This window comes from Streptomyces sp. NPDC053069 (genome assembly GCF_044546895.1).
Classification (GTDB): Bacteria; Actinomycetota; Actinomycetes; order Streptomycetales; family Streptomycetaceae; genus Streptomyces.
In genome coordinates this window covers 185,134-209,762 of the sequence record NZ_JBITZN010000016.1, presented here as the reverse complement: position 1 = coordinate 209,762, position 24,629 = coordinate 185,134, and the positions used below count along the sequence as shown (strand labels likewise).

The 24,629-nt window shown below is 72.1% G+C and carries 25 protein-coding genes, 1 tRNA gene and 1 pseudogene; 19 read left to right on the top strand and 8 right to left on the bottom strand.

From position 1 onward, the window contains the following. The 7 genes and pseudogenes from ACIGXP_RS31900 to ACIGXP_RS31870 all read left to right on the top strand — a co-directional run. A pseudogene (locus tag ACIGXP_RS31900) lies at window positions 1-128 on the top strand (UTP--glucose-1-phosphate uridylyltransferase); the annotation flags it as partial. Then, on the top strand, window positions 125-1,447 hold the full coding sequence (gene glp / locus ACIGXP_RS31895) for a gephyrin-like molybdotransferase Glp (protein ID WP_399774263.1): 1,323 nt from the start codon (window positions 125-127) through the stop codon (window positions 1,445-1,447). The pseudogene ACIGXP_RS31900 and the gene glp, both read left to right, overlap by 4 nt. Window positions 1,448-1,532: 85 nt before the next feature. Then, entirely contained in the window at window positions 1,533-2,012 is a 480-nt protein-coding gene (gene moaC / locus ACIGXP_RS31890) for a cyclic pyranopterin monophosphate synthase MoaC (protein WP_399774260.1), read from the top strand. Then, entirely contained in the window at window positions 2,009-2,509 is a 501-nt protein-coding gene (locus ACIGXP_RS31885; protein WP_399774257.1) for a molybdenum cofactor biosynthesis protein B, read from the top strand. Before moaC ends, ACIGXP_RS31885 begins: the two co-directional genes overlap by 4 nt. A 20-nt stretch (window positions 2,510-2,529) precedes the next feature. After that, entirely contained in the window at window positions 2,530-3,153 is a 624-nt protein-coding gene (locus ACIGXP_RS31880) for a GNAT family N-acetyltransferase (RefSeq protein ID WP_399774253.1), read from the top strand. 172 nt (window positions 3,154-3,325) lie between these two features. After that, a complete protein-coding gene (gene glpR / locus ACIGXP_RS31875) occupies window positions 3,326-4,594 on the top strand; it encodes a gephyrin-like molybdotransferase receptor GlpR (protein WP_399774250.1) in 1,269 nt (422 codons plus the stop codon). A gap of 92 nt (window positions 4,595-4,686) precedes the next feature. Next, window positions 4,687-4,760, top strand: a tRNA-Ala gene (locus tag ACIGXP_RS31870). Between the two features lie 49 nt (window positions 4,761-4,809). Here ACIGXP_RS31870 and ACIGXP_RS31865 read toward each other — a convergent pair. Next, window positions 4,810-5,286, bottom strand: a complete 477-nt coding sequence (locus ACIGXP_RS31865) for a GNAT family N-acetyltransferase (protein WP_363216791.1) — start codon at window positions 5,284-5,286, stop codon at window positions 4,810-4,812. A gap of 81 nt (window positions 5,287-5,367) precedes the next feature. Here ACIGXP_RS31865 and ACIGXP_RS31860 point away from each other — a divergent pair, with 81 nt between their 5' ends. After that, a complete protein-coding gene (locus tag ACIGXP_RS31860; RefSeq protein WP_399774247.1) occupies window positions 5,368-6,171 on the top strand; it encodes an exodeoxyribonuclease III in 804 nt (267 codons plus the stop codon). Window positions 6,172-6,204: 33 nt separating this feature from the next. Here ACIGXP_RS31860 and ACIGXP_RS31855 read toward each other — a convergent pair whose 3' ends face one another. Next, the gene (locus ACIGXP_RS31855; protein WP_399774279.1) at window positions 6,205-6,840 is read right to left on the bottom strand and encodes a MerR family transcriptional regulator; all 636 of its coding nucleotides are present in this window, start codon (window positions 6,838-6,840) and stop codon (window positions 6,205-6,207) included. A gap of 176 nt (window positions 6,841-7,016) precedes the next feature. Between ACIGXP_RS31855 and ACIGXP_RS31850 the strand changes: the two genes are divergently transcribed. The 4 genes from ACIGXP_RS31850 to ACIGXP_RS31835 all read left to right on the top strand — a co-directional run bounded on the left by ACIGXP_RS31850 (window position 7,017) and on the right by ACIGXP_RS31835 (window position 10,760). Beyond that, complete coding sequence (locus tag ACIGXP_RS31850) at window positions 7,017-8,555, top strand: flavin-containing monooxygenase (protein ID WP_399774244.1); 1,539 nt, start codon at window positions 7,017-7,019, stop codon at window positions 8,553-8,555. After that, window positions 8,552-9,535: an alpha/beta fold hydrolase gene (locus ACIGXP_RS31845; RefSeq protein ID WP_399774241.1), complete on the top strand. Its 984-nt coding sequence runs from the start codon at window positions 8,552-8,554 to the stop codon at window positions 9,533-9,535. Before ACIGXP_RS31850 ends, ACIGXP_RS31845 begins: the two co-directional genes overlap by 4 nt. Beyond that, complete coding sequence (locus tag ACIGXP_RS31840) at window positions 9,532-10,416, top strand: SDR family oxidoreductase (RefSeq protein WP_363216787.1); 885 nt, start codon at window positions 9,532-9,534, stop codon at window positions 10,414-10,416. Before ACIGXP_RS31845 ends, ACIGXP_RS31840 begins: the two co-directional genes overlap by 4 nt. A gap of 95 nt (window positions 10,417-10,511) precedes the next feature. Then, window positions 10,512-10,760 carry a hypothetical protein gene (locus tag ACIGXP_RS31835; protein ID WP_363216786.1) on the top strand — a complete coding sequence of 83 codons (249 nt, stop codon included), beginning with the start codon at window positions 10,512-10,514 and terminating at the stop codon, window positions 10,758-10,760. A gap of 97 nt (window positions 10,761-10,857) precedes the next feature. Here the strand turns inward: ACIGXP_RS31835 and ACIGXP_RS31830 are convergent, their stop codons facing one another. Beyond that, window positions 10,858-14,493, bottom strand: a complete 3,636-nt coding sequence (locus ACIGXP_RS31830; protein WP_399774237.1) for a S41 family peptidase — start codon at window positions 14,491-14,493, stop codon at window positions 10,858-10,860. Between the two features lie 178 nt (window positions 14,494-14,671). Here ACIGXP_RS31830 and ACIGXP_RS31825 point away from each other — a divergent pair, with 178 nt between their 5' ends. The 7 genes from ACIGXP_RS31825 (at window position 14,672) to ACIGXP_RS31795 (ending at window position 20,791) form a co-directional block, all read left to right on the top strand. After that, on the top strand, window positions 14,672-15,316 hold the full coding sequence (locus tag ACIGXP_RS31825) for a TetR/AcrR family transcriptional regulator (RefSeq protein ID WP_363216784.1): 645 nt from the start codon (window positions 14,672-14,674) through the stop codon (window positions 15,314-15,316). Between the two features lie 104 nt (window positions 15,317-15,420). After that, on the top strand, window positions 15,421-17,625 hold the full coding sequence (locus tag ACIGXP_RS31820; RefSeq protein WP_399774234.1) for an MMPL family transporter: 2,205 nt from the start codon (window positions 15,421-15,423) through the stop codon (window positions 17,623-17,625). Between the two features lie 192 nt (window positions 17,626-17,817). Next, window positions 17,818-17,991: a hypothetical protein gene (locus tag ACIGXP_RS31815; protein ID WP_399774232.1), complete on the top strand. Its 174-nt coding sequence runs from the start codon at window positions 17,818-17,820 to the stop codon at window positions 17,989-17,991. Window positions 17,992-18,108: 117 nt separating this feature from the next. Continuing rightward, window positions 18,109-18,621 (top strand): YbaK/EbsC family protein, encoded by a 513-nt coding sequence (locus tag ACIGXP_RS31810; protein WP_399774230.1) that lies wholly within the window; start codon window positions 18,109-18,111, stop codon window positions 18,619-18,621. Beyond that, window positions 18,618-19,463, top strand: coding sequence for a DMT family transporter (locus tag ACIGXP_RS31805; RefSeq protein ID WP_363216780.1), 846 nt, complete (start codon window positions 18,618-18,620; stop codon window positions 19,461-19,463). The genes ACIGXP_RS31810 and ACIGXP_RS31805 overlap by 4 nt, the downstream gene beginning before the upstream one ends. Before the next feature lie 76 nt (window positions 19,464-19,539). Next, on the top strand, window positions 19,540-20,433 hold the full coding sequence (locus ACIGXP_RS31800) for an NAD(P)-dependent oxidoreductase (RefSeq protein ID WP_399774228.1): 894 nt from the start codon (window positions 19,540-19,542) through the stop codon (window positions 20,431-20,433). Between the two features lie 82 nt (window positions 20,434-20,515). Then, on the top strand, window positions 20,516-20,791 hold the full coding sequence (locus ACIGXP_RS31795; protein ID WP_363216778.1) for a DUF1876 domain-containing protein: 276 nt from the start codon (window positions 20,516-20,518) through the stop codon (window positions 20,789-20,791). On the opposite strand, the gene ACIGXP_RS31790 is transcribed toward ACIGXP_RS31795, so the two are convergent. The 5 genes from ACIGXP_RS31790 to cbiQ form a co-directional block, all read right to left on the bottom strand. Then, on the bottom strand, window positions 20,781-21,983 hold the full coding sequence (locus tag ACIGXP_RS31790; protein ID WP_399774225.1) for a serine hydrolase domain-containing protein: 1,203 nt from the start codon (window positions 21,981-21,983) through the stop codon (window positions 20,781-20,783). The two genes, ACIGXP_RS31795 and ACIGXP_RS31790, sit on opposite strands and share 11 nt — an antisense overlap. Window positions 21,984-22,062: 79 nt before the next feature. Next, a complete protein-coding gene (locus ACIGXP_RS31785) occupies window positions 22,063-22,509 on the bottom strand; it encodes an organic hydroperoxide resistance protein (protein ID WP_363216776.1) in 447 nt (148 codons plus the stop codon). A gap of 147 nt (window positions 22,510-22,656) precedes the next feature. After that, window positions 22,657-23,121, bottom strand: coding sequence for a MarR family transcriptional regulator (locus ACIGXP_RS31780; RefSeq protein WP_363216775.1), 465 nt, complete (start codon window positions 23,119-23,121; stop codon window positions 22,657-22,659). Beyond that, a complete protein-coding gene (locus tag ACIGXP_RS31775; protein ID WP_399774221.1) occupies window positions 23,118-23,879 on the bottom strand; it encodes an energy-coupling factor ABC transporter ATP-binding protein in 762 nt (253 codons plus the stop codon). Before ACIGXP_RS31775 ends, ACIGXP_RS31780 begins: the two co-directional genes overlap by 4 nt. After that, window positions 23,867-24,628 (bottom strand): cobalt ECF transporter T component CbiQ, encoded by a 762-nt coding sequence (gene cbiQ / locus ACIGXP_RS31770; protein ID WP_399774218.1) that lies wholly within the window; start codon window positions 24,626-24,628, stop codon window positions 23,867-23,869. Before cbiQ ends, ACIGXP_RS31775 begins: the two co-directional genes overlap by 13 nt. Window position 24,629: the final 1 nt, after the last annotated feature.

Sequence of the window (24,629 nt, the reverse complement as noted above, 5' to 3'; positions counted from 1 at the left end):
ACGACACCGGCGACCGGGGCGACTATCTGCGTGCCATTGTCAGACTCGCGTGCGAACGTGAAGACCTGGGCCCGGACTTCCGGACCTGGCTTCGCAGTTACGTAGCCGAGGAGATGCAGCAGTCTTGAGCAGCGCCGCGACCCACCCCGCCGGCCCGGACCAGCTGTGGTCGGTGGACGACCACCTGGAGGACATCCTCTCGACGGTCCGCCCCCTCGAACCCATCGAGCTGCAACTGCTCGACGCCCAGGGCTGCGTCCTGGTCGACGATGTCACGGTGCCGGTGTCCCTGCCGCCGTTCGACAACAGCTCCATGGACGGGTACGCGGTGCGGGTCGCGGACGTCGCCGGCGCCGGCGAGGAGTTCCCGGCCGTCCTGGAGGTCGTCGGTGACGTCGCGGCAGGCGCGGCCGACCCGGTCCGGGTCGGCCCCGGCCAGGCCGCCCGCATCATGACCGGCGCCCCGCTGCCGCCCGGCGCCGAGGCCGTCGTCCCGGTGGAGTGGACCGACGGCGGACTCGGCGAGGGCCCGGTGAACGGCATGCGGGCGCGCAGCCTCGCCCCCGAGGGCGCCGAGGGGCACGTGCGCGTGCACCGCCCCGCCGAGGCACGCGCGCACGTGCGCGCCAAGGGCAGCGACGTGAAGGCCGGCGACCGCGCCCTGGAGGCCGGCACGATCCTCGGCCCGCCGCAGATCGCGCTGCTTGCCGCGATCGGCCGCGGGACGGTACGCGTGCGCCCGCGCCCGCGCGTGGTCGTCGTGTCCACCGGCAGCGAACTCGTCCAGCCCGGCGAGGAACTGGCCGGCGGCCAGATCTACGACTCCAACAGCTTCGCCCTGACCGCGGCCGCGCGGGACGCCGGCGCCATCGCCTACCGGGTGGGCGCCGTCGCCGACGACGCCGACACCCTCCGCTCCACCATCGAGGACCAGCTCGTCCGCGCCGACCTGCTGGTGACCACGGGCGGGGTGAGCGTGGGGGCGTACGACGTGGTCAAGGAGGCGCTGTCGTACGCCGGTGACGAGGACGAGGCGGGCAGCGGCGTGGAGTTCCGCAAGCTCGCCATGCAGCCCGGCAAGCCCCAGGGCTTCGGCTCCATCGGCCCCGACCACACACCGCTGCTGGCCCTGCCGGGCAACCCCGTGTCGTCGTACGTCTCCTTCGAGCTGTTCGTCCGTCCCGCCATCCGCGCCCTGATGGGCCTCACGGACGTGCACCGGCCCCGTGTCCGCGCCACCCTGAAGGCGGACAAGGCGCTGCACTCGCCCCAGGGGCGCCGGCAGTTCCTGCGCGGTGCCTACGGTGACGGCGAAGTGACCCCCGTGGGCGGCACCGGCTCGCACCTGATCGCCGCGCTGGCGCACGCCGACGCGCTGATCGTCGTGCCCGAGGACACGGAGTCCGTCGAGCCCGGCGCCGAGGTGGAGGTGGTCCTGCTCGGCTGAGCCCTGCTGGTTGGCGGTACCGTGTCGCGCACAGCAGGCCCGTGCACCGCACTGTGACGGGCCCGGACCGGGAGCGGCACACAGCATGAGTACGCAGGACGGACTGACGCACATCGACGAGGCGGGCGCGGCCCGCATGGTCGACGTATCCGACAAGGACGTGACCGCGCGCACCGCCCGCGCCAGCGGCCGCGTCCTCGTCTCACCCCGCGTGGTCGAGCTGCTGCGCGGCGAGGGGATGCCCAAGGGGGACGCACTCGCCACCGCGCGTATCGCAGGCATCATGGGCGCCAAGCGCACCCCGGATCTGATCCCGCTGTGCCACCCGTTGTCGGTGTCCGGTGTGAAACTGGATCTGTCGGTCGCGGACGACGCCGTGGAGATCCAGGCCACCGTGAAGACGACGGACCGCACGGGCGTCGAGATGGAGGCCCTCACCGCCGTGACGGTCGCCGCCCTCACCGTGATCGACATGGTCAAGGCGGTCGACAAGGGAGCGGTCATCACGGACGTACGGGTGGAGGAGAAGACGGGCGGCAAGTCGGGCGACTGGAGCCGGGCATGACCTACCGCGCTCTGGTGGTCACCGCCTCGAACAGGGCTGCCGCGGGTGTCTACGAGGACAGGGGCGGCCCCCTGATCGCGGACGGCCTCAAGCGCTTCGGCTTCGACGTCGACGGGCCGCAGGTCGTCCCCGACGGCGATCCCGTGCAGGCGGCCCTGCGCGCGGGAGCCGACGCCGGGTACGACGTCATCGTCACCACCGGCGGCACCGGAATCTCGCCCACCGACCGCACGCCCGAGGCGACCCGCGCGGTGATCGATTATGAGGTGCCGGGCATCGCGGAGGCCATCCGGGCGTTCGGACGGGAGAAGGTTCCCGCCGCGGCGCTCTCCCGGGGCCTGGCCGGGGTGGCGGGACGGACCCTGATCGTCAATCTGCCGGGCTCCACGGGCGGGGTGAAGGACGGCCTCGCCGTGCTGGAACCCCTGCTGGTCCACGCCGTCGACCAGATCCGCGGCGGCGACCACCCCAGACCCAACAGCGGGGGTGCGAGCTGAACAGCCTTTCCTGGCCCGTCGTGCTGGTGGACGGCGATGTCGTCCTCCGCCCGATAAAGCTGCGCGACCAGAGGGCCTGGCGCGAGGTGAACCGGCGCAACCGCGACTGGCTGCGCCCCTGGGAGGCGACCATTCCGCCGCCCACGCCGAGCGGGCCGATCACGCACCGGCCGACCTACCGCCAGATGGTCCGGCACCTGCGCTCCGAGGCCAACGCGGGCCGGATGCTGCCGTTCGTCATCGAGTACCAGGGGCGGCTCGTCGGGCAGCTGACGGTCGCCGGGATCACCTGGGGATCGATGTGCTCGGGGCACATCGGCTACTGGGTGGACGAGGCCGTGGCCGGACGCGGCGTGATGCCGACGGCCGTCGCGCTCGTGGTGGACCACTGTTTCCGCGCGGTCGGACTGCACCGCATCGAGGTCTGCATTCGCCCCGAGAACCGGCCCAGCCGCCGGGTCGTGGAGAAACTCGGATTCCGTGAGGAGGGGCTCCGGCCGCGTTATCTGCACATCGACGGGGCCTGGCGCGACCATCTGGTGTTCGCGCTCACCGCGGAAGAGGTGCCCGACGGGTTGCTCGCGCGGTGGCAGCGGGCACGCTCCCAGCAGGTGCGGCAGAAACCCCAGAGCACGGGAAATTGAATACATGTTCGAAATAGATCGGGTGTTGACCGCCTCGGAGCATTGAATTCGGTCCTGAGGCGGTCCGCTGATCGCATCGGTCGCAAAAGAAGCTGGAAATATCAGCCAGATCGTGCGACACACCGGCCCAATTGGCAGATGGCCTCATGCAAACCCCTCTACGGTGTGAGACGTGAGCAGCAGCGGCCTCATCTACGCAGTCATTGTCGGGGCCTGGGCCGCCTACTTGGTGCCGATGTGGCTCCGTAGGCAGGACGAGCTGAACGAGGCCCGTCCGACGGAACGCTTCAGCACCGCCATCCGGCTGCTGTCCGGACGGGCGGGAATGGAGCGCCGGTACGCCAAGGACCTGCGGGCGCGCTCCACCCAGGAGGGGGAGCCGGACACCGATCCGGACGCCGTCACCGACTCGGTGGACGTCCGGGCCTTCGCCATGCCTCCGACCCGCCGTCACGTGCATGCCGACGCCGAACTCGACGCGCCCGGGAAGGCGGACCCGGCACGCGAGCAGGCCGCCGGGCCGGCGCCGAAACCCGCGCCCGCGTCTGACGCCGTGCCACCCTCCGGCGCCGTGGCCCCCTCCGGTATCGCGTCCGCGACCAGCACCGCGCCCGCGTCCGGCTCCGTGCCGGCGCAGAAGCGAGTGCCGTCGGCGCGGCGTGCGCCCTCGGCGCAGGCGGCCGCAGCGCGCGCCCAGCGCTCGAAGGTCCTCGCGCGCCGCCGGCGCACCACGGTGGTGCTCTTCCTCGCCTTCACCTTCGGCGCCATCGTCGCCGCCGTCGGCGGGCTCACCTTCCTGTGGGCGCCGGCCGTACCGGCCGTGCTGCTGAGCGCGTACATCGCATACCTGCGCTCCCAGGAACGCCGTCGCTTCGCCTACCAGATGGACCGCCGGCGCGCCGAGGACGCCGCCCAGCGGCTGCGGGAGCGCGAGCGCCAGCCGCGTCGGCGCGCACCCGTCGAGGCGGGTGCCGCGGCGGACGAAACGGAGGAGGCCCCTCAGGTCGAGACGGACACCGGGCTCGCCGCGCTCGCCGCGGACCGGCGCGCCCTGGTCGAGCAGACGGACCATGCCGAGTGGGTGGACCAGCAGCGCGAGCGGCAGCGGCGGCCCGGCGGGGACAGCTGGGACCCGGTGCCGGTGCCCCTGCCGACGTATGTGACCGCGCCCGTCGCCCCGCGCGCCACGTCCGACGTGGACCTGGGGGCGCCCGGCACCTGGAGTTCGGCGCGCTCCAGCTCGGTCGCTCCGGAGTACGAGACGGGTCACGCGCCGCAGGCCGCAGCGGCCGAGCCGGCGCCCGCGGCCGAGGGCAAGCCCGCCGACGGTCGCACCGACGCGCGCCGTGCGGCCTCCGCGCGCCGCGCGCGCGAGCGTGGCGGCACGCCCCTCTTCGATCAGTACGAGGACGGCGACCGTCCGCGCGCGGCCAACGAGTGACGGCCGCCACACCTCGGGGAAGGCATGCTGACCAGTCAGGGAGCGGATTTCCAAGCACCCCGATCGGGATGCTAAAGTTTCACTCGTTGCAAGGGCCTGTGGCGCAGTCCGGTAGCGCACCTCGTTCGCATCGAGGGGGCCAGGGGTTCAAATCCCCTCAGGTCCACGCAGCATGAAGCCCCGGTCGACGTAAGTCGACCGGGGCTTCATCGTCTTCACAGCCGCTTGGCGAAGCAGCGGCTCTCCTCGTGGTGACGGTAGTAGCCGAACTTGGCGCACGGCTCGTAGCCGCTGGACGTGTACAGGGCGATGGCCTCCGGCTGCTTGGAGCCCGTCTCCAGGACCATGCGGACGCGGCCGGCCATGCGGGCGTCCTCCTCCAGCTCCGCCAGGATCCGGCGGGCCAGGCCCCGGCCGCGCATCTCCGCTATGACGAACATCCGCTTCAGCTCGGCGTCGCCGTCCAGGTTGCCCTCCTCGTTGCGGTCCCGGCTGCGCCAGCCGCCGGTGGCCACGGGGCGGTCGAACTCGTCGTACGCGATCAGATAGACGCCGTGGGGCGGGTCGAAGTCCGCCGTGTCGAGGACGGTGGCGTCGCCGTCGTCGCCGTAGCGCTCGGCGTACTCGGCCTGGACCTCGTCGTTGAGTTTGACGGCGTCGGGGTGATCGAAACGAACGCGACGTATATTCATGCTGGGCATCGTACTTCTATGCGAGGGTCGGGGTGCTGGACGTTTTCCGGGCCCCGACCAGTGTGCCGGTATCGTGCCCTGGTGCTGACTGTGACCTCGGTGAACGTGAACGGGCTGCGAGCCGCCGCCAAGAAGGGCTTCGTGGAGTGGCTCGCGCAGACCTCCGCGGACGTCGTCTGCCTGCAGGAGGTGCGCGCCGAGCCGCATCAGCTGCCCGAGGAGGTGCGGCAGCCCGACGGCTGGCACGTCGTGCACGCTCCGGCAGCCGCCAAGGGCCGCGCCGGCGTCTCCCTCTACACCCGGCGTGAGCCCGACCGTGTCCGCGTCGGTTTCGGCTCCGCCGAGTTCGACGGCAGCGGCCGCTACGTCGAGGCCGACCTGCCCGGCGTCACCGTCGCCTCCCTCTATCTGCCCTCCGGTGAGGTCGGCACCGAGCGGCAGGACGAGAAGGTCCGCTTCATGGGCGAGTTCCTCGGCCACCTCAAGGAGCTGCGCGAGCGGGCCGCCGCCGACGGCCGCGAGGTGGTCGTGTGCGGCGACTGGAACATCGCCCACCAGCAGGCCGACCTCAAGAACTGGCGCGGCAACACCAAGAACTCCGGCTTCCTGCCCGAAGAGCGGGAGTGGCTCGGCCGGGTGCTCGCCGCCGAGGAGGGCGGCTACGTCGACGTCGTACGGGCCCTGCACCCGGATGTCGAGGGGCCGTACACCTGGTGGTCGTACCGGGGGCGGGCCTTCGACAACGACGCAGGATGGCGCATCGACTATCACGTGGCCACGCCCCGTCTCGCCGGCAAGGCCGTCAAGGGCTTTGTCGAGCGCGCTGCCACCCACGCCGAGCGCTGGTCCGACCACGCGCCGGTGACGGTCGTCTACGACCTGTAGGCGCGCGGCCGCCGGCCATGCGCCGGGGCGCGTTCACATGTCGTGCGTGCCCGTCTCCTTGGTGAGCCGGCGGTCCAGGGCCAGCGACAGTTCTGCCTCCACCACGCTGCGGGCAAGGGGACGCAGGCGGTGCAGGTCCTCTCTGGGGGCGTGGCGGAGGATCAGGTCGGTGAAGAGTTCGGCCAGGGCATCGGCGTGTTCGCGGACACGGGCGGCGGCCGTGAGCACCTCGCCGAGCGGGATGCCCTCGCGGACCAGTGCGGAGGAGACGTCCAGCAGGCGGCGGCTGATGTGGACGATCTCGTCGCCGTCGGTGCCGAGGTAGCCCAGCTCCAGGGCGGCGGCGAGGTTCTCGGGGGTGACCTCGCCCTCGAAGCGGGCGGCGAGTTCCTCGGGGGTGAGGCGGACCGGCTCCTCCTCGCTCGGGGTGCCGACGCCGAGCAGGTCGGCGACGTTCCGGCCCTGGTCGAGGGCCTCCGCGAGTTCCGCGATGCCGTTCAGTGTGTGGCCGCGTTCCAGCAGGGCCGCGATGGTGCGCAGACGGGCCAGGTGGTGGTCGTCGTACCAGGCTATGCGGCCCTCGCGCCGGGGTGGGGGGATCAGCTTGCGCTCGCGGTAGAAGCGCAGGGTGCGCACGGTGATGCCGGCCAGGCGCGCCAGCTCCTCCATGCGGTACTCGTGCCCGGCTCCCTGGTGTTCTGCGTCCTCTGCCACGCCCGCAGCCTATGGTGTACCGCCGGTAACTTCCTTCCCGCGCCCCCTACCGCTCGGTACGGAGCTGCTCTACAGTCCCATTGCGCCAGTGTTCACTGGCAGAGTCCGAGGCGATGCGTGGAGGCTCCGGGATGGCCGAGCACGAGCATGTACGGGTGGCGGTGATCGGGTCCGGGTTCGGCGGGCTGGGGGCCGCCGTGCGGCTGCGCCGCGAAGGAATCACCGACTTCACCGTCCTGGAGCGGGCGGACGGCGTCGGCGGCACCTGGCGGGACAACAGCTACCCCGGGTGCGCCTGCGACGTGCCCTCCCACCTCTACTCCTTCTCCTTCGCCCCCAACCCCGACTGGCCGCGCACCTTCTCCGGACAGCAGCACATCCGCGCCTACCTGGAGCACGTCACCGACCTCTACGGGCTGCGCCCGCACATCCGCTTCGACTCCGAGGTCAAGCTGATGAGGTGGGACGGCGAGCAGCTGCGGTGGGAGATCGAGACCGCGCGCGGGACGCTCACCGCCGATGTCGTCGTCTCCGCCACCGGGCCGCTGTCCGACCCGAAGATCCCGGAGATCCCGGGCCTGGAGACCTTCCCGGGCAAGGTGTTCCACTCCGCCCGCTGGGACCACGACTACGATCTGCGCGGCAAGCGCGTCGCCATGGTCGGCACCGGTGCCTCCGCCATCCAGATCGTGCCGTCCATCCAGCCGCAGGTCGGCCGGCTCACCCTCTTCCAGCGCACCCCGCCCTGGGTCATGCCCCGAGTCGACCGCGCCATCAGCGGCGCCGAGCGCCTGCTGCACCGGTCGGTCCCCTTCACCACCCAGCTCAGGCGCGGCCTGCTGTGGGGCATCCGTGAGCTGCAGGTCCAGGCGTTCACCAAGCATCCCGACGAGCTCGGACTCGTCGAGAGGCTCGCCAAGCGCAACATGGCCCGTGCCATCAAGGACCCGGCCCTGCGCGCCAAGCTCACCCCCGACTACCGCATCGGCTGCAAGCGGATCCTGCTGTCCAGCACGTATTACCCGGCGCTGGCCAAGCCGAATGTGGACGTCGTCGCCAGCGGGCTCAGTGAGATCCGCGGCTCCACCGTCGTCGCGGCCGACGGCACCGAGGCCGAGGTCGACGCGATCATCTTCGGTACGGGCTTCCGCGTCACGGACATGCCGATCGCCGAGCGGGTGATCGGGGCCGAGGGCATCACGCTCGCGGAATCCTGGAAGAACGGCATGCAGGCGCTGCGCGGCGCCGCGGCCGCCGGATTCCCGAACTGGATGACGATCATCGGGCCCAACACCGGCCTCGGGAACTCCTCCATGATCCTCATGATCGAGTCCCAGCTGAACTACATGGCCGACTATCTGCGCCAACTGGACGTCCTGGGGTTCCCCGCAGGCCCTCAAGGCACGGGGGGAGGCCGTACGGCCCTCGACGCCCGGCCCGCGGCCGTCGAGGACTGGAACCGCACGGTCCAGGAACGCATGAAGCGCACCGTGTGGAACACCGGCGGCTGCACCAGCTGGTACCTGGACGCGAGCGGCCGCAACACCACCATCTGGCCCGGTACGACGACCGAGTTCCGCCGTGCGACCCGGCGGGTGGACCTGGGGGAGTACGAGGTCATCCGCAAGCCGGCAGCAGTGCCCGGGAAGCAGAGCGAGGCCGTCGCATGAGCCGCCGCACCCCCGTCACCTTCGGCCCCTACGCCCCGCCGGTCCCCTCCCGTGAACTCACCGTCGTCTCCGCCGACGGCGCGCGGCTGCACGTCGAGGTGCACGGCCCCGACGACGCGCCCCCCGTTGTCCTCTCCCACGGCTGGACCTGCTCGACCGCCTTCTGGGCGGCGCAGATACGGGACCTGGCGACCGACCACCGGGTGATCGCGTACGACCAGAGAGGGCACGGGCGTAGTCCCGCGAGCCCGGCGTGCACGACCCACGCGCTGGCGGACGACCTGGAAGCGGTGCTCGCGCAGACGCTCGCGCGCGGGGAGAAGGCGCTGATCGTCGGCCACTCCATGGGCGGCATGACGGTCATGGCCGCAGCCGCGCGGCCCCGGTTCCGGGAGCACGCCGCCGCCGTCCTGCTGTGCAGCACCGGCAGCTCGCGGCTGGTCGCGGAGTCGCGTGTGGTGCCGTTGCGCGCCGGGCGTGTGCGCACCTGGATCACGGGGCGCGTGCTCGGCTCGCGCGCCCCGCTCGGACCGGTCACGCCGGTCGCGAAGAGCATCCTCAAGTACGCCACCATGGGTGCCGGTTCCGCCCCGCACATGGTGGAGGCGTGCGCGCGGATCGTGCACGCCTGCCCGCGCGCCGTGCGCCACGCCTGGGCCTCCGTGCTGGAGGCGCTCGATCTCGACCACGGCGTACGGGAGTTGCACGCGCCCACCGCGGTGGTGCACGGCGCGTCCGACCGGCTCACGCCCCTCGTGCACGCCCGTGCGCTGGTCGCGGCGCTGCCGCACTGCGCCGGCCTCACCGAACTGGCCGGCGTCGGCCACATGACCCCCATCGAGGCTCCCGACCTGGTGACCGGCAGGATCCGGGAACTCGTCACCACGTACGTCACCGTCAGCGGGACCGACCCCGAGGACGAACCCGGTGAGCACGGCGAGCACCGTTCCACCCCGGCGCAGATCAAGGAGGGCGCATGAGCAGGGTCAGCCTCGAAGGGCAGGTCGCGGTCGTCACCGGAGCGGCGCGCGGAGTCGGTGAGCTCCTGGCGCGCAAGCTCTCCGCGCGCGGCGCGAAGGTCGCGCTGGTCGGGCTGGAGGAGGAGGCGCTCAAGGAGGTCTCCTCGCGCCTGCACAGCGACAGCGCCCACTGGTATGCCGACGTCACCGACCACGAGACGATGAGCCGGGTCGCGCAGGAGGTGAAGGCGCGGTTCGGGAAGGTCGACATCGTGGTGGCCAACGCCGGTGTGGCGACGGGCGGTCCGTTCGCCGACTCCGATCCGCAGGCGTGGCGGCGCGTGATCGAGGTCAACCTGATCGGCTCGGCGGTGACCGCGCGGGCGTTCCTGCCGGTGCTCGTGGAGAGCCGGGGCTATCTGCTGCAGATCGCCTCGCTCGCCGCGATCACCCCGGCGCCGATGATGACGGCGTACTGCGCGTCCAAGTCGGGTGTGGAGGCGTACGCGCACAGTCTGCGCGCCGAGGTCGGCCACCAGGGCGTGCGCGTCGGCGTCGGCTACCTGTCCTGGACCGACACCGACATGGTGCGCGGCGCCGACCAGGACGACGTCATGCGGGAGTTGAGGCAGCGGCTGCCGTGGCCGTCCAACAAGACGTACCCGCTGGGGCCGGCGGTGGACCGGCTCGTCGCCGGGATCGAGCGGCGCTCGGCGCATGTGTACGGGCAGTGGTGGCTGCGTGGCATGCAGGGCGTGCGCGGGTATCTGCCGGCGCTCATCGGGACGGTCGGGCAGCGCGAGATGAAGCGGTTCGCGCCGCGTCTGCAGGGGATGCGCTCGGGGCTCGTCGGTGCAGGTGGGGCGGCGGACGAAGCGGCGCGCGCTACCCACCGTGACTGATCCACATGCACACCGTGGTCGGCCGTGTGAATCTGGGTGAGGCCCCACCGAGGGGCCGATTCCCCACACCTCACCCACCACGGGAGTGAACCCACATGGGTATGAAGGACAAGGCCAACGAGTGGCAGGAACAGGGCAAGCAGAAGCTCGGTGAGGCCCGTGAGCGGGCCGGCCAGCAGCAGCCCCAGCGTGGCCAGCAGCCTCAGCGCGGCCAGCAGCAGCCCCAGCGTGGCCAGCAGCCGCAGCGTGGCCAGCAGACCCAGCGCGGTCGCGAGAACATGCGTGACATCGAGGACACGGAAGCGGAGATGGAAGACCGCTTCGACCGGGACTACGACGCGTAGTCGCTGCGCTCGGCTCCGGCCGGTTCGGCGTGGGGCGCCCTTCTTCGTGGAGGGCGCCCTGCGTGTGTTTGCGGGGCGGTTTCCCCTCGTCGAAAGGCTAATGGCGTGGCGGCAGCTTGGGGCGGGAGCGGTCGGGGACCTCGCTGTAGTCGGGGGGGACGGCCGCCGGGTTGGACTCCAGGAGTTCCAGGGCGAGCTGGACCGCGTCGTCGAGCTGGGCGTGGCGGCCCTCCGCCCAGTCCAGGGGGGTGCGCAGGATCTCCAGGTCGGGGGCGACGCCGTGGTTCTCCACGGACCAGCCGTAGGCGTCGAACCAGGCCGCGTTCATCGGCACCGTGATGACCGTGCCGTCGCCCAGCCGGTGGCGGCCGGTCATGCCGACCACGCCGCCCCAGGTGCGCTGCCCGACCACCGGGCCGAGCTTCAGCAGCTTGAAGGCGGCCGTGATCATGTCGCCGTCGGAGGAGGTCGCCTCGTCGGCAAGGGCCACGACCGGGCCCCTCGGCGCGTTCGAGGTGTACGACACCGGCTGTGCGTCCCTGGTCAGGTCCCAGCCCAGGATCGTCCGGGTCAGCTTCTCGATGACGAGTTCGCTGATGTGCCCTCCCGCGTTGCCGCGCACGTCCACGATCAGGGCCGGCCGGGACACCTCCATGCGCAGGTCGCGGTTGAACTGGGCCCAGCCGGAACCGCCCATGTCGGGGATGTGCAGGTAGCCGCACTTGCCGCCGCTCAATTCCCGGACGACCTCCCGGCGTTTGGCCACCCAGTCCTGGTAGCGCAGCGGCCGTTCGTCGATCAGCGGGACGACGGCGACCCGGCGGGCCCGGCCCGGCTGCCCCTGAGGCGGGGCGAACGTCAGCTCCACGGTCGTACCCCCGGAGCCGGCGAGGAGCGGATACGGCCCTGTCACGGGATCCACCGGGCGGCCGTCGACGTGGGTGAGGACGGCGCCCTCGCGGATGCCCGTGCCGGCCAGCGGTGAGCGGGCCTTGGAGTCGGAGGAGTCGCCGGGCAGGATGCGTTTGACGATCCAGCCCTCTTCCCGGTGCACGAAGTTGGCGCCGAGGAGGCCCTGCCAGCGCTGGTAGTGGGGCGGGCCCTCGTTGCGGCGGGCGGCGGTGACGTAGGCGTGCGAGGTGCCCAGTTCGCCGAGGACCTCCCGCAGCAGATCGGCGAACTCGTCGGGGGAGGCGACCCGTTCGACGAGCGGCCGGTACTGGTCCAGCACCGCGTCCCAGTCGACGCCGCTCATGCCCGGGTCCCAGAAGTAGGCGCGGATGATCCGTCCCGCCTCGTCGTAGGCCTGACGCCACTCGGCGGGCGGGTCGGCCGCATGGAGGAGGCGGCGCAGGTCGATCCAGACGGTCGTGTCGCTGTCGCCGAGCTCCGTGGCGGGGACCGCGCGCAGCTCGCCCTCGTCGACGACGACCAGGCGGGTGCCGTCGCCGCTGACCGTGAACCAGTCCAGGTCGTCGACGAGTTCGGACTTCTTCGCCTTGGTGAGGTTGAAGTACTCCAGGGTCGGGCGGCCGCTGATGTCGGAGGGGTTGGCGAACGTCTCGCCGAGCGCGCCGGAGATCGGCCAGCGCAGCCAGACCAGGCCGCCGCCGGCGACCGGGTACAGCGCGGAGTACTTGGAGGCGATGACCGGGAACGGCGTGACCCGCATCGCCAGGCCCTCCACCTCCACGGTCACCGTGCCGGCCTCGCCCGTCTCCTCGTCCTCGACCGGGTCGAGCCCGCCGGCAGCCGGACGGCCCTCGGGGTTCAGGGCGAAGGGGGACGGGGTCACCGAGTTCAGCGGGACGAGGTACGGGCGGCAGCCGAGCGGGAAGGACAGGTCGCCGGTGTGGACGTCGTAGACCGGGTCGAAGCCGCGCCAGGAGAGGAAGGCGAGATAGCGGCCGTCGCGGGTGAAGACGGGGTTCTCGTCCTCGAAACGGCCGTTGGTCACGTCCACGATCAGCCGGTCCTTGATGCGGGCCAGCTTGATCTGGCGCAGGGAGCGGCCGATGCCCGGGTGGGACCAGGCGAGCCAGGCGCCGTCCGGCGAGAAGGCGAGGTCGCGGACGGGGCCGTTGACGGAACGGATCAACTCGGTGACCGGGCCTCCGGCGGCTTGCCCGGGTCCGGTGCCCTGCTCTGCGGCGGCAGTTGCGGTGACGGCGCCCGGCTCGCCGGCGTCTGCTGCGGTCCCGGTCCCCTGCGCGTCGGCGTCTGCTGCGGTCCCGGTCCCTTGTTCGCCGGCGTCTGCTTCGCTTCCGGTCGCCTGTACATCGGCACTCGCCGCAGCCCCGGCGCCCTCCTCGCTGCTCCCGCCGCCTTGACCGCGACCCTCCGTCTCCTCGGCCTCCTCGGCGTCCCCACTGCCCTGTGCTTCCTCGGCACCCCCGCCGCCCTCTGTGGCCTCGTCCCGGCCCTCTGGTTCCTCCCCCGCCCCGGCGCCCTCTCCCTCCCCGGCAACCCCGCCGCCTTCTCCCGCCTCGACCGCCCCGCCACCCTCCCCGTCCCCCACATCGATCAGCAGCAGCCGCCCGTCGTGTGAAGCGATCGCCAGCCGTTCTCCCGAGGGGTCGCAGACCATCTCCAGGACCCGGCCCAGTGCGCCGGAGGCGAGCCGGCGGGGCGTGCGGTCGCCGGTGGCGCGGGGGAGCTGGGCGATCTCGACGGCGTCCTCGCCCTCCGCGTCCGTCACATACGCCACCTGGCCGGTCGTGCCCAGCATCTCCGGCAGCCGTACCCGCACCCCGGGCGTGTCGGTGATCGTACGGGCGGGGCCGTCGCGGTGGGTGAGCCAGTACAGGCTGCCGCGTACGACGACGGCGCTGGCCCGGCCGGTGTCGTCCACGGAGATGCCGTCGACGTGCTGCGCGGCCGGCACCTGGTACCGGCGGCGCCCGGTGGCCGGCCCGCTGAGGCGGATGTCCAGCTTGCGCGGTACGGCGTCCGGGGAGAGGTCGTCCACCAGCCACAGGTCGCCGGCGCACTGGTAGACCACCCGGCTGCCGTCGCCGGCGGCGTGCCGGGCGTAGAAGGCGTCGTGGTCGGTGTGGCGGCGCAGGTCGGTGCCGTCGTGGGCGCAGGAGTAGAGGTTGCCGACGCCCTCGTGGTCGGAGAGGAAGGCGATCCGGCCGGCGACGAACATGGGGCAGGCCAGATGGCCGCCGAGGTCGGGCAGGAGACGTTGCCCGTGCAGCCAGAGGCGGCCCATGGCGCCGCCGCGGTAGCGCTTCCAGGAGGCCGGTTCGTGCGGCGGGGTGCCGGTGAGCAGCAGGGTCTTGTGCTGTCCGTCGATGTCGGCGACCTGGATGTCGGCGACCGGACCCCAGGGCAGCTTGCGGCCGGGGTCGCCGTCGGGGGACACCTTGTAGGCCCAGGTGTAGTAGGAGAAGGGTTCGCCGTGGGAGGCGACGGCCAGGATGTCGGCGTCGCCTTCTCCTTCGGGGGGTGTCCATCCGCAGACCTGCGTGTCGGTGCTGCCCCAGTACGTCAGCTGCCGCGCGGGGCCGCCGTCGACGCCCACGAGGTGGATCTCGGGCACGAGACTGCGCCAGGTCGTGTACGCGATACGGCGGCCGTCGGGCGAGAACCGGGGGTGCCCGGCCTTCGTGCGGTCCGCCGTGAGCCGCCAGGCCCGTCCCGGGGCGTCGAGAGGGGCCAGCCACAGGTCGTCCTCGGCCACGAAGCACAGCAGGTCGCCGCTGAGGTGGGGGAAGCGCAGATAGCTCACCTCCCCATGCTTTTCCGCGCACGGGGGTGCAGCAACTCGTGCGTCCTTCACGGTCGTGACCTTATGCGTCCTTCACGGCCGTGACCCACGGCACGTACGAAACCGTTTCGTTTCGCAGTCGCCCGGGGTATCTTCATGGTGTACGAAGCAGCAGGGACCGGAGCGGAAGGTGAGTGGCATGACCGAAGCCGCATCCCAGGGCGCGGCGTCAGCCGCTCCGGCGCAGCCGGTGCTCGCACCGGGGCGTCGCAGCCGGATCACCCCCGAGCGCGAGGCCGAGTTGTACGAGGCCGTGCTCGACCTGCTCCGCGAGGTCGGCTACGACGCCCTCACCATGGACGCCGTCGCCGCCCGCACCCGCTCCAGCAAGGCCACGCTCTACCGCCAGTGGGGCGGCAAGGCCGAACTGGTGGCGAAGGCGGTGCGGCACAACAAGCCGGGCCGGGTCGGGGACGTCGACACCGGGTCGCTCAGGGGCGACCTGCACGCCCTCACGCTGGCCTCGGACGACTGCGAGATGGAGCAGAACTCCGCGCTGATGCGCGGACTGGCCATGGCCGTCCACAGCAATCCGGATCTCCTGCGGGCGTTCCGGGACCATCTCATCGAACCGGAGATGGCGGAGTTCCGCCGCGTGCTGCAACGGGCGATCGACCGGGGCGAGGTCCGTGCGGACAACCCCGCGATCGACTACGTGATGCACATGATGATCGGCGGGTTCGCCGCCCGCACGATGATCGACGAGCAGCCGCCGACGCAGGCCTTCCTCCTGTCGTACATCGACGCCGTGGTCCTCCCCGCCCTCGGCGTCTCCACCGGCTGACCCCTCTCCCCAGCAAGCCCACCACCTGACGTCACCGCTCACGTCGTCGGGCTGATCACCCCTGCCCTGATGAACCCCACGACCTGACCGGGAGTACGCCTCACATGGCCACGTTCCTCTACAGAATCGGCCGGCTCGCCTTCCGGCGACGCCACTTCGTCGCCCTCATATGGGTCGCGCTGCTCACCCTCGCCGGGGTGGGCGCCGCCTCCGCGCCGGCCGCCGGCACCACGTCCTTCTCCATCCCCGGCACCGAGGCCCAGAAGGCCTTCGACCTGCTGGAACAGCGCTTCCCCGGGATGAGCGCCGACGGCGCCACCGCGCGCGTCGTCTTCAAGGCGCCCGGCGGCGGGAAGATGACCGACCACGAGAACAAGGCGACCGTCGAGAAGACGGTCGAGGAGCTCCGGCGCGGCTCCGAGGTCGCCTCCGTCGCCGACCCCTACACCGGGCACGCCGTCAGCAGGAACGGCACGATCGCCTACGCCTCGGTGAAGTACAAGGTCTCCGGCATGGAGTTGGAGGACTCCTCCAAGGACGCCCTGAAGCAGGCCGCGCAGCACGCGCGGGACGCCGGGCTGACCGTCGAGATCGGCGGTGACGCGCTGCGCGCGAGCCCGGAGACCGGCTCCAGTGAGGTCATCGGCCTCGCGATCGCCGCCGTCGTCCTCGTGATCACCTTCGGCTCGCTGCTCGCGGCCGGATTCCCGCTGCTCACCGCCGTCATCGGCGTCGGTATCGGCGTCTCCACGATCACCGCGCTCGCCAGCGCCCTGGATCTCGGCTCCACGACCTCCACGCTGGCGTCCATGATCGGCCTGGCCGTCGGTATCGACTACGCCCTGTTCATCGTCTCCCGCTACCGCGCCGAACTGGCCGAGGGCCGCGAGCGCGAGGACGCGGCCGGACGCGCCGTCGGCACGGCCGGCTCGGCGGTGGTCTTCGCCGGCCTCACCGTCGTCATCGCCCTGGTCGGCCTGTCGGTCGTCGACATCCCGATGCTGACCAAGATGGGCGTCGCGGCGGCGGGCACGGTCGCCGTCGCCGTCCTCATCGCGCTGACGATGATCCCGGCGCTGCTGGGCTACGCGGGCCGCAGGATCAAGCCGGCGGGTGAGAAGAGCAAGCTGCTCGGCGGCGGACGCGCGCCGAAGAAGCCGGGCCGGCCCAACATGGGCACCCGCTGGGCGAGCTTCGTCGTACGGCGTCCGGTGGCCGTCCTCCTGCTCGGCGTGCTCGGCCTCGGCGCCGCGGCGATCCCGGCCGCCTCCCTGGAGCTGGGACTGCCCGACGACGGCTCCCAGCCCGCCTCCACCACCCAGCGCCGCGCCTACGACCTCCTCTCCGAGGGCTTCGGGCCGGGCTTCAACGGCCCGCTGATGGTCGTGGTCGACGCCAAGGACAGCGCCCGCCCCAAGGCCGCCTTCACCGAGGTCGGCGACGAGATCAAGGGCCTGAAGGACGTCGTCACCCTCACCCCGGCCCTGGCCAACAAGGCCGGCGACACCGCGACGATCACCGTCGTACCGGGGTCGAAGCCGTCCTCGCACACCACCGAGGACCTGGTGCACGCCATCCGCGGCAAGGGCGCGGACATCACCGCGAAGACCGACGCCAAGGTGCTGGTCACCGGCTCGACGGCGATGAACATCGACGTCTCGCAGAAACTGAACGACGCGCTCCTGCCGTACCTCGCCCTGGTCGTCGGCCTGGCCTTCCTGCTGCTGATCGTGGTGTTCCGCTCGGTCCTCGTCCCGCTGAAGGCGGCGCTCGGCTTCCTGCTGAGCGTGCTCGCGGCGCTCGGCGCCGTGGTCGCGGTCTTCCAGTGGGGCTGGCTGTCGGGCCTGATGAACGTCGAGCAGACCGGGCCGGTCATGTCGATGATGCCGATCTTCATGGTGGGTGTGGTCTTCGGCCTCGCGATGGACTACGAGGTCTTCCTGGTCACCCGGATGCGGGAGGCGTTCGTCCACGGCGAGACGCCGGGCCAGGCCGTGGTCACCGGCTTCAAGTACGGCGCGCGGGTCGTCACGGCCGCCGCCGTCATCATGATCGCCGTCTTCTCCGGCTTCATCGGCTCCACCGAGTCGATGATCAAGATGATCGGCTTCGGTCTCGCGATTGCCGTCTTCTTCGACGCGTTCATCGTGCGCATGGCCATCGTCCCGGCGGTGCTCGCGCTGCTCGGCAGGCGGGCCTGGTGGCTGCCGAAGTGGCTCGACCGCGCCCTGCCGAACGTGGACGTCGAGGGCGAGGGTCTGCGCACCCCGTCCGGCAGGGAGGAGGAGCGGGAGCTGGTACGGGCCTGACACACCGCTCCGGCCGGCAGCGACCGGCCGGTGAGGGTTCCGTGGGGGATGGGACCGGCCCTCACCGGCCGGTCTTCCTCATGCCCGGGGGAAGGTCCCGCCCACGGATGTCCCGGACCGGTCGTCCTCAGCCGGAACTTCGGGCAGACGTCCGGGTCGTCGTCCTCGTAGAGGTACGTTCGCTTGGCATCCGTGGCGATCGACAGCTTGTCGAGGGTGTCGCCGTTCAGGAAACTGCGCGGCTCGGTGAAGGAGAGCTGCACGCGCGCGTGGGCTTCGGGGCCGGTACCGGACTGCACGGACCAGGTGCCCGACCCGTCGAACGTCGCGCCCATGGGCCGGACCGCCGCGACGGCACGGCCCTGAACGTCCGTTCTGGTGCACGCCAGGTAATGACAGAGCCGCCGCATGATCACAGTCGAGCCCCGGTGGCCGGTGAAACCACCGTGAGGGCGGCCGGAACGATGCCGTAGCGTGCCGTGCATGACGACGACCGCCACCGACACCGGAGAGTCCGGAGCCCATCCCCGGTTCGCCGAAGCGATGCGTGCGCTCGGGCTGCACGACGTCCTCGCGCGCACCCGGCGGTTCCCGGAGGCCACCCGGACCGCCGCCGAGGCCGCCGCCGCGATCGGGTGCGAGCCGAGCCGGATCTGCAAGTCGCTGGTCTTCGCCGCCGACGACGTTCCGGTGCTGGTGCTGATGGACGGTGCCTCGCGCGTGGACGTGGAGCGGCTGCGCGAGGAACTGGGCGCCGGGAAGGTCGGCCGGGCCGACGCCGGCGTCGTACGCGGGACCACCGGGTACGCCATCGGCGGCGTGCCGCCCTTCGGGCACCGCACGCGCACGCGTGTCCTCGCCGACCGCTCGCTGCTCGCGCACGACCTGGTGTGGGCGGCGGCCGGCACGCCGTACACCGTCTTCCCGATCGAGCCGAAGGCGCTCGTGGCCCATGCCGGCGCCGACCTGGTGGACGTGCGCGAGCAGACCGCGTGACGCCGCTCGTCGCAGCCGCCGTCCTGTTCGCCGCGGTGACCCACGCCAGCTGGAACGCCATCGCGCACCGCATCACCGACAAACTGGTCGGATTCACCCTGATCTCCGGGGGCGGGCTGCTGATCGGACTCGCGATCGCGCCGTTCACGGCCTTCCCGGCGGGACCCGCCTGGCCGTACCTGCTGGTCTCGGCCCTCGTGCACATCGTCTACTACGCCCTGCTGATGACCTCGTTCCGGCTCGGCGACTTCGGGCAGGCGTACCCCATCGCGCGCGGCAGCGCCCCGCTCGTGGTCACCGTGCTGGCCGCTGTTTTCGCGCACGAGGTGCCCGGGGCCTGGGCGCTGGCCGGGATCGCCGTGTCCTGTGTGGGGCTCATGGGCGTCAGCCTGTGGGGGCTGCGGGGACGCCGGCCCGACTGGGCGGCGATCGGCGCGGCCTTCGCGACCGGGCTGACCATCGCGCTGTACACCGTGACCGACGGCCTGGGCGTGCGGGCCGCGCACGCGCCGCTCGGGTACATCGCCTGGCTCATGGCCGTCCAGGGAGCCGTCATCCCCGGCTGCATGTACGCACGCGCGCGTGCCGACACCGTCCGGCTCCTCCGGCCGTACGCCGCCCTCGGCCTCCTCGGCGCGGCCCTCTCGGTCGCCGCGTACGCCCTGGTCCTGTGGGCCCAGACCCGCGCGGAACTCGCGCCGGTCGCCGCGCTGCGCGAGTCCTCGATCATCGTCGGGGCCGCGATCGGTGCGGTGTTCTTCAAGGAACGGTTCGGGGCACCCCGGATCGCGGCGGCCGGACTGCTGGTCGTGGGCATCGGGTTGATGATGCACGGGGGGTAGGCGGGCAGCCCGGTGGGGACGGGTAGCCCGGTGGTGAGGAACATCCGGGCAGCAACAGGAACGACAGGGAGCCGTCATGACCGACAAGCCGACCGTCAGCGTGCTGGGCACCGGCATCATGGGGGCCGCGATGGCCCGCAACCTGTGCCGTGCGGGGCTGGAGGTGCGGGCGTGGAACCGCACGCGTGAGAAGGCCGAGCCGCTCGCCGCCGACGGCGCACGGATCGCCGCCACCCCCGCCGAGGCCGTCGAGGGCGCCGACGTCGTCCTGACGATGCTCTACGACGGCAACACCGTCCTCGACGTCCTGCACGAGGCCGCACCGGCCCTGCGGCCCGGCACGGTGTGGGCACAGTGCACCACCGTCGGCGTCGATCTGATCGGCGACCTGGCCGCCTTCGCCCGCGAACACGGACTCGTCCTCTACGACGCACCCGTCCTCGGCACCAAGGAGCCCGCCGAGGCCGGCCGGCTGACCGTGCTGGCCGCCGGGCCCGGGGAGGGGCGGGAGACGGTCGCGCCCGTCTTCGACGCGGTCGGCGCGAAGACCGTGTGGACGGGGGACGACGGCGGCGCCGGCAGCGCCAGCCGGCTGAAGCTGGTGGCCAACAGCTGGGTGCTCGCCGCCACCGCCGCCGCCGGTGAGGTCCTGGCCCTCTCCCGGGCCCTCGACGTGGATCCGCAGGGCTTCTTCGACCTCATCGAGGGCGGCCCGCTCGACATGGGCTATCTGCGGGCCAAGGCCGCGCTGGTGCTCGACGGCAAGCTGTCCCCGCCGTCGTTCGCGGTGGCCACCGCGGAGAAGGACGCCCGTCTCATCGTGCGGGCCGCCGAGCGCGGCGGCGTACGGCTGGACGTCGCCGCCGCCGCCGCGGAACGGTTCGCGCGTGCCGCCGCGTCGGGCCACGCGGACGAGGACATGGCCGCCGCGTACTTCGCCAGCTTCGACGAGCCGGGCAGGAAGGCGTGACCCGTCCCGCCGAGGTGACGTTCCCCGCGCACGGGAGCACCCTGGAAACAGCTGGAATCAGCTGTCCCCGGAGGTGGTCGTCATGATGCACACAGCTGTCGGATGGCATGTCGAGCTGGAGTTCATGGAGGACGAGCAGCACACCAAAGCGGTGGCTCTGGTGCGCTTGCCCGACGGTACCGAGGTACGGGCACACGGCCACGCCACCCGGCACCGCGTCGACGCCAACCAGCCCAGGGTCGGCGAGGAGATCGCCGGCGCACGTGCCCTCAACGAACTGGCCATGCAACTGCTGACCAAGGCCCACGACGAGATCGACGCGGAGTCCGGCCGGACCTCGCACACGATCAACGTGTGACAGCGCCGTCCATGACGCCGTGCGTACGGCCCTGTGCGAGCGCCGCGCGTACCGCCCGTACCAGCGCCTGCGCCCGCGGGTCCGCCGTCACGCTCTTCCGGAAGCCGTTGGTGACATAGCCGAAGGCGATGCCGGTCTCCGGGTCGGCGAAGGCCAGGGCGCCGCCCCGGCCCGGGTGACCGAAGGAACCGGGGGAGAGCAGCGGGGAGGCGGCGCCGTGCAGCATGTGGCCGAGGCCGAACCGGGTGCCGACCACCAGGACCCGGTCCGGCCCGGCGGACTGCTCGGTGCGGGCCAGTGCGCCCGTCTCCGGGGTGAACAGGCGGATGCCGCCGTCGACGTCGCCGATGAGCGAGGCGTAGAAGCGGGCCAGCCCGTCGGCGGTGGCGATGCCGTTGGAGGCGGGCAGCGCGGCCGCACGGTAGGCGGGGTCGTTCTCGTCGGGGAGCGGTGTGATCGCGGCGAACGCGCGCCGGGTCAGCGAGTCCGGGTCGGCGTAGGCCTCGGCCACCGCGCGCTTGGGGCGGGTCTTCAGGCCCCCCACGGCCTCGGGCGCCTCGGCCGGACCGACGCGCCCCACGCGCGCGTGCTCCGACTCCGGCAGGCCCAGCCACAGGTCGGCGCCGACGGGCCCGGCGATCTCGTCCGCGATCCACGCGCCGGCCGGACGGCCGGTGATGCGCCGGATCAGTTCGCCGGTGAGCCAGCTGTAGGTCTGGGCGTGATAGCCGTGGTCCGTGCCCGGCTCCCACACCGGCGCCTGCGCGGCGACCGCCGCGGCGCCCAGGTCGGGATCGGCGGCCTCGGCGGGAGTCAGCGGGCGGTCCAGCACGGGCACGCCGGCGCGGTGCGCGAGCAGGTGCCGGACGAGGGTGCGTTCCTTGCCGGCCGCCTTGTACTCGGGCCAGTACGCGCCGACCGGGGCGTCCAGGTCCAGCTCGCCGCGCTGGTGCAGGAGCAGGAGCGCAGCGGCCGCCACACCCTTGGTGGCGGAGCGCACGATCTGCGCGGTGCCGGGCTCCCAGGGAGCCGCGCCGTCCACGTCCCTGGTGCCGGCCCACAGATCGACGACCCTGTGGCCGTCGCGGTACACGGCGACGGCCGCGCCGCGCTCCCCGAGCAGCGCGAAGTTCGCGGCGAACGCCTCCCTGACCGGCTCGAAGCCCTCGGCCACTGTGCCGTTCACGTCCACGTCCGCCGTCCTTTCGGTCTGTCCCTCGCCTGCGACAGTGGGTGCAACGCGGCCCGGGTGCCTGCGATTCCTCGGTGGATCAGCCCAGCAGGATCGTTACGTCGATGTTGCCGCGCGTCGCGTTGGAGTACGGGCAGACCTTGTGCGCCGCGTCCACCAGCTGGGCCGCCAGATCCGGGTCCAGGACCGGCAGGGAGACGCTGAGGGCGACCGCGAGGCCGTAGCCGCGCTGCCGGTTCGGGCCGATGCCGACCTTGGCGGCCACCGTGGAGCCGGTCAGGTCGTAGCCCGCGCGGTTGCCGACGAGGATCAGCGCGTTGTGGAAGCAGGAGCTGTAGCCGGCCGCGAACAGCTGCTCCGGGTTGGTGCCGTTGCCGTCGCCGCCCAGCTCCGCAGGCATGGCGACCTTCAGCTCGATCCGGCCGTCCTGGCTGGTGACATAGCCGTCGCGACCGCCGTGGGCGGTGGCCTCGGCGACGTACATGATCTTCGTCGGACGGGTGTCGACAGCGGTGTCCTCGGTCATGGCAGGCCTCCCCCGGAACAAGTGGTGCACAAGTACATCGTGCACAAGGTACTGGCCGGTCGGTCAACGGGAGGGACTCGGGGGTGGCAACCGGGGGTAACGCCGGATCAGCGGGAGGCGCGCGGGACCAGCGGGAGGCGCGCGGAATCAGCGCCGGTCGGCCGCCGCGCCGGCGCGCTCGGTGAGCTTCCACAACTCCTCGCGCAACCGCGCGACCTCGGGGCCGCCGAGGCCCGTGGTGGTGAGAAGGGCGCCCGGTACGCGCGCCGCGCGCTCCCGGAGTTGCTCTCCGCGACCCGTGCACGCGACAAGCACCGAGCGCTCGTCGTCGGCCGCGCGCTCCCTGCGGACCAGACCCGCCCCCTCCAGCCGCTTGAGCAGCGGCGAGACGGTCCCGTAGTCCAGCCGCAGGGCGCGCGCCAGTTCCTTCACGCTGGTCTCGCCGCGCTCCCAGAGCACCAGCAGCACGAGGTACTGCGGATAGGTGAGGCCGAGGTCGTCCAGAAGTGGACGGTATGCGGCGGTCACGGCGCGCTGCGCGGCGTACAGCGCGAAGCACAGCTGGTCGTCCAGCAGCAGCGACCCCTCTGCGGCGCGGTCCTCGTTCGTCACGCGCCCATTGTCACGGACTTCGGGTCGAAGCCGAACGGCAGCTCCAGGCGGTGTGCTCGCATCAGCTCCTCGTCCGAGAGCAGCCCGGCGGTCGGGCCGTCGGCCGCGATCACGCCGTCGCTGAGGACGAGGGAGCGCGGGCACAGCTCCAGGGCGTAGGGGAGGTCGTGGGTGACCATGAGGACGGTGACGTCCAGGGAGCGCAGGATGTCGGCGAGTTCGCGGCGGGAGGCCGGGTCGAGGTTGGAGGACGGCTCGTCGAGGACGAGGATCTCCGGCTCCATGGCGAGCACGGTGGCCACGGCCACGCGCCGGCGCTGGCCGAAGGACAGGTGGTGCGGCGGCCGGTCGGCGAAGTCCTGCATGCCGACCCGCTCCAGGGCGGTGCGCACCCGCTCCCGGAGCGCGGCCCCCTTGATCCCGGCGGCGGCCGGCCCGAACGCCACGTCCTCCCGCACGGTCGGCATGAACAACTGGTCGTCCGGGTCCTGGAAGACGATGCCGACCTTCTGCCGGACGGCGGCCATGTGCTGCTTGCCGACGGGCAGCCCGGCCACCGTCACCGTGCCGGTGCCGCCGCCCAGGATGCCGTTGAGGTGGAGCACCAGGGTGGTCTTGCCGGCGCCGTTCGGGCCGAGGAGCGCGACCCGTTCCCCGCGCGCGATCGTGAAGTCGACGCCGAACAGCGCCTGGTGGCCGTCGGGGTAGGCGAAGGCGAGGCCGGAGACCTCCAGGGAAGCAGTACTCACAGGATCCATCCCAGCAGACAGACGACAAGGGCGGCGCAGGGGAGGGCGAGAGCGTGTCGCCACTGCGCGCCGGACGCGGTCACCTCGTCGATGACCGGCATGGATCCGGTGTAGCCGCGGCTCACCATGGCCAGGTGCACGCGCTCCCCGCGCTCGTAGGAGCGGATGAACAGCGCACCGGCGGACTTGGCGAGCACGCCCCAGTGCCGCACGCCCCTGGCCTCGAAGCCGCGCGACTCACGGGCGATCCGCATGCGGCGCATCTCGTCGGTGATGACGTCGCCGTAGCGGATCATGAAGGAGGCGATCTGGACCAGCAGGGGCGGGAGTTTCAGCCGCTGCAGGCCCAGCAGCAGTTCGCGCAGCTCGGTGGTGGCGGCCAGCAGCACGGAGGCCGCGACACCGAGCGTGCCCTTGGCGAGCACGTTCCAGGCGCCCCACAGGCCGTTCACGCTGAGCGAGAGGCCGAGCACATGCACCCGCTCGCCCTGAGCCACGAACGGCATGAGCACCGCGAACGCCACGAACGGCACCTCGATCAGCAGCCGCCCCAGCAGGAAACCGGCGGCCACGCGCGCGTGGCGCGCGACGCAGGCGAGCAGGACGGCGTACAGCGCGAACGCCCACATCGCCTCGCGCGGGGTCGACACGACCACCACCACGAACAGGAAGGCGGCGGCGAGCTTGGTGTGCGGCGGCAGGCCGTGCACGGGCGAGTGCCCGTGCCGGTACAGCCTGTGCGCGTGCCCGGCTCCCATG

Excerpts from the sequence above, each read along its gene's own strand:
- moaC (WP_399774260.1), top strand. The coding sequence starts at position 1,533 with ATGAGTACGCAGGACGGACTGACGCACATCGACGAGGCGGGCGCGGCC.
- ACIGXP_RS31885 (WP_399774257.1), top strand. The coding sequence starts at position 2,009 with ATGACCTACCGCGCTCTGGTGGTCACCGCCTCGAACAGGGCTGCCGCG.
- ACIGXP_RS31865 (WP_363216791.1), bottom strand. The coding sequence starts at position 5,286 with ATGAATATACGTCGCGTTCGTTTCGATCACCCCGACGCCGTCAAACTC.
- ACIGXP_RS31855 (WP_399774279.1), bottom strand. The coding sequence starts at position 6,840 with ATGGAGGAGCTGGCGCGCCTGGCCGGCATCACCGTGCGCACCCTGCGC.
- ACIGXP_RS31850 (WP_399774244.1), top strand. The coding sequence starts at position 7,017 with ATGGCCGAGCACGAGCATGTACGGGTGGCGGTGATCGGGTCCGGGTTC.
- ACIGXP_RS31845 (WP_399774241.1), top strand. The coding sequence starts at position 8,552 with ATGAGCCGCCGCACCCCCGTCACCTTCGGCCCCTACGCCCCGCCGGTC.
- ACIGXP_RS31840 (WP_363216787.1), top strand. The coding sequence starts at position 9,532 with ATGAGCAGGGTCAGCCTCGAAGGGCAGGTCGCGGTCGTCACCGGAGCG.
- ACIGXP_RS31835 (WP_363216786.1), top strand. The coding sequence starts at position 10,512 with ATGGGTATGAAGGACAAGGCCAACGAGTGGCAGGAACAGGGCAAGCAG.
- ACIGXP_RS31825 (WP_363216784.1), top strand. The coding sequence starts at position 14,672 with ATGACCGAAGCCGCATCCCAGGGCGCGGCGTCAGCCGCTCCGGCGCAG.
- ACIGXP_RS31820 (WP_399774234.1), top strand. The coding sequence starts at position 15,421 with ATGGCCACGTTCCTCTACAGAATCGGCCGGCTCGCCTTCCGGCGACGC.
- ACIGXP_RS31810 (WP_399774230.1), top strand. The coding sequence starts at position 18,109 with ATGACGACGACCGCCACCGACACCGGAGAGTCCGGAGCCCATCCCCGG.
- ACIGXP_RS31800 (WP_399774228.1), top strand. The coding sequence starts at position 19,540 with ATGACCGACAAGCCGACCGTCAGCGTGCTGGGCACCGGCATCATGGGG.
- ACIGXP_RS31795 (WP_363216778.1), top strand. The coding sequence starts at position 20,516 with ATGATGCACACAGCTGTCGGATGGCATGTCGAGCTGGAGTTCATGGAG.
- ACIGXP_RS31785 (WP_363216776.1), bottom strand. The coding sequence starts at position 22,509 with ATGACCGAGGACACCGCTGTCGACACCCGTCCGACGAAGATCATGTAC.
- ACIGXP_RS31775 (WP_399774221.1), bottom strand. The coding sequence starts at position 23,879 with ATGGATCCTGTGAGTACTGCTTCCCTGGAGGTCTCCGGCCTCGCCTTC.
- cbiQ (WP_399774218.1), bottom strand. The coding sequence starts at position 24,628 with ATGGGAGCCGGGCACGCGCACAGGCTGTACCGGCACGGGCACTCGCCC.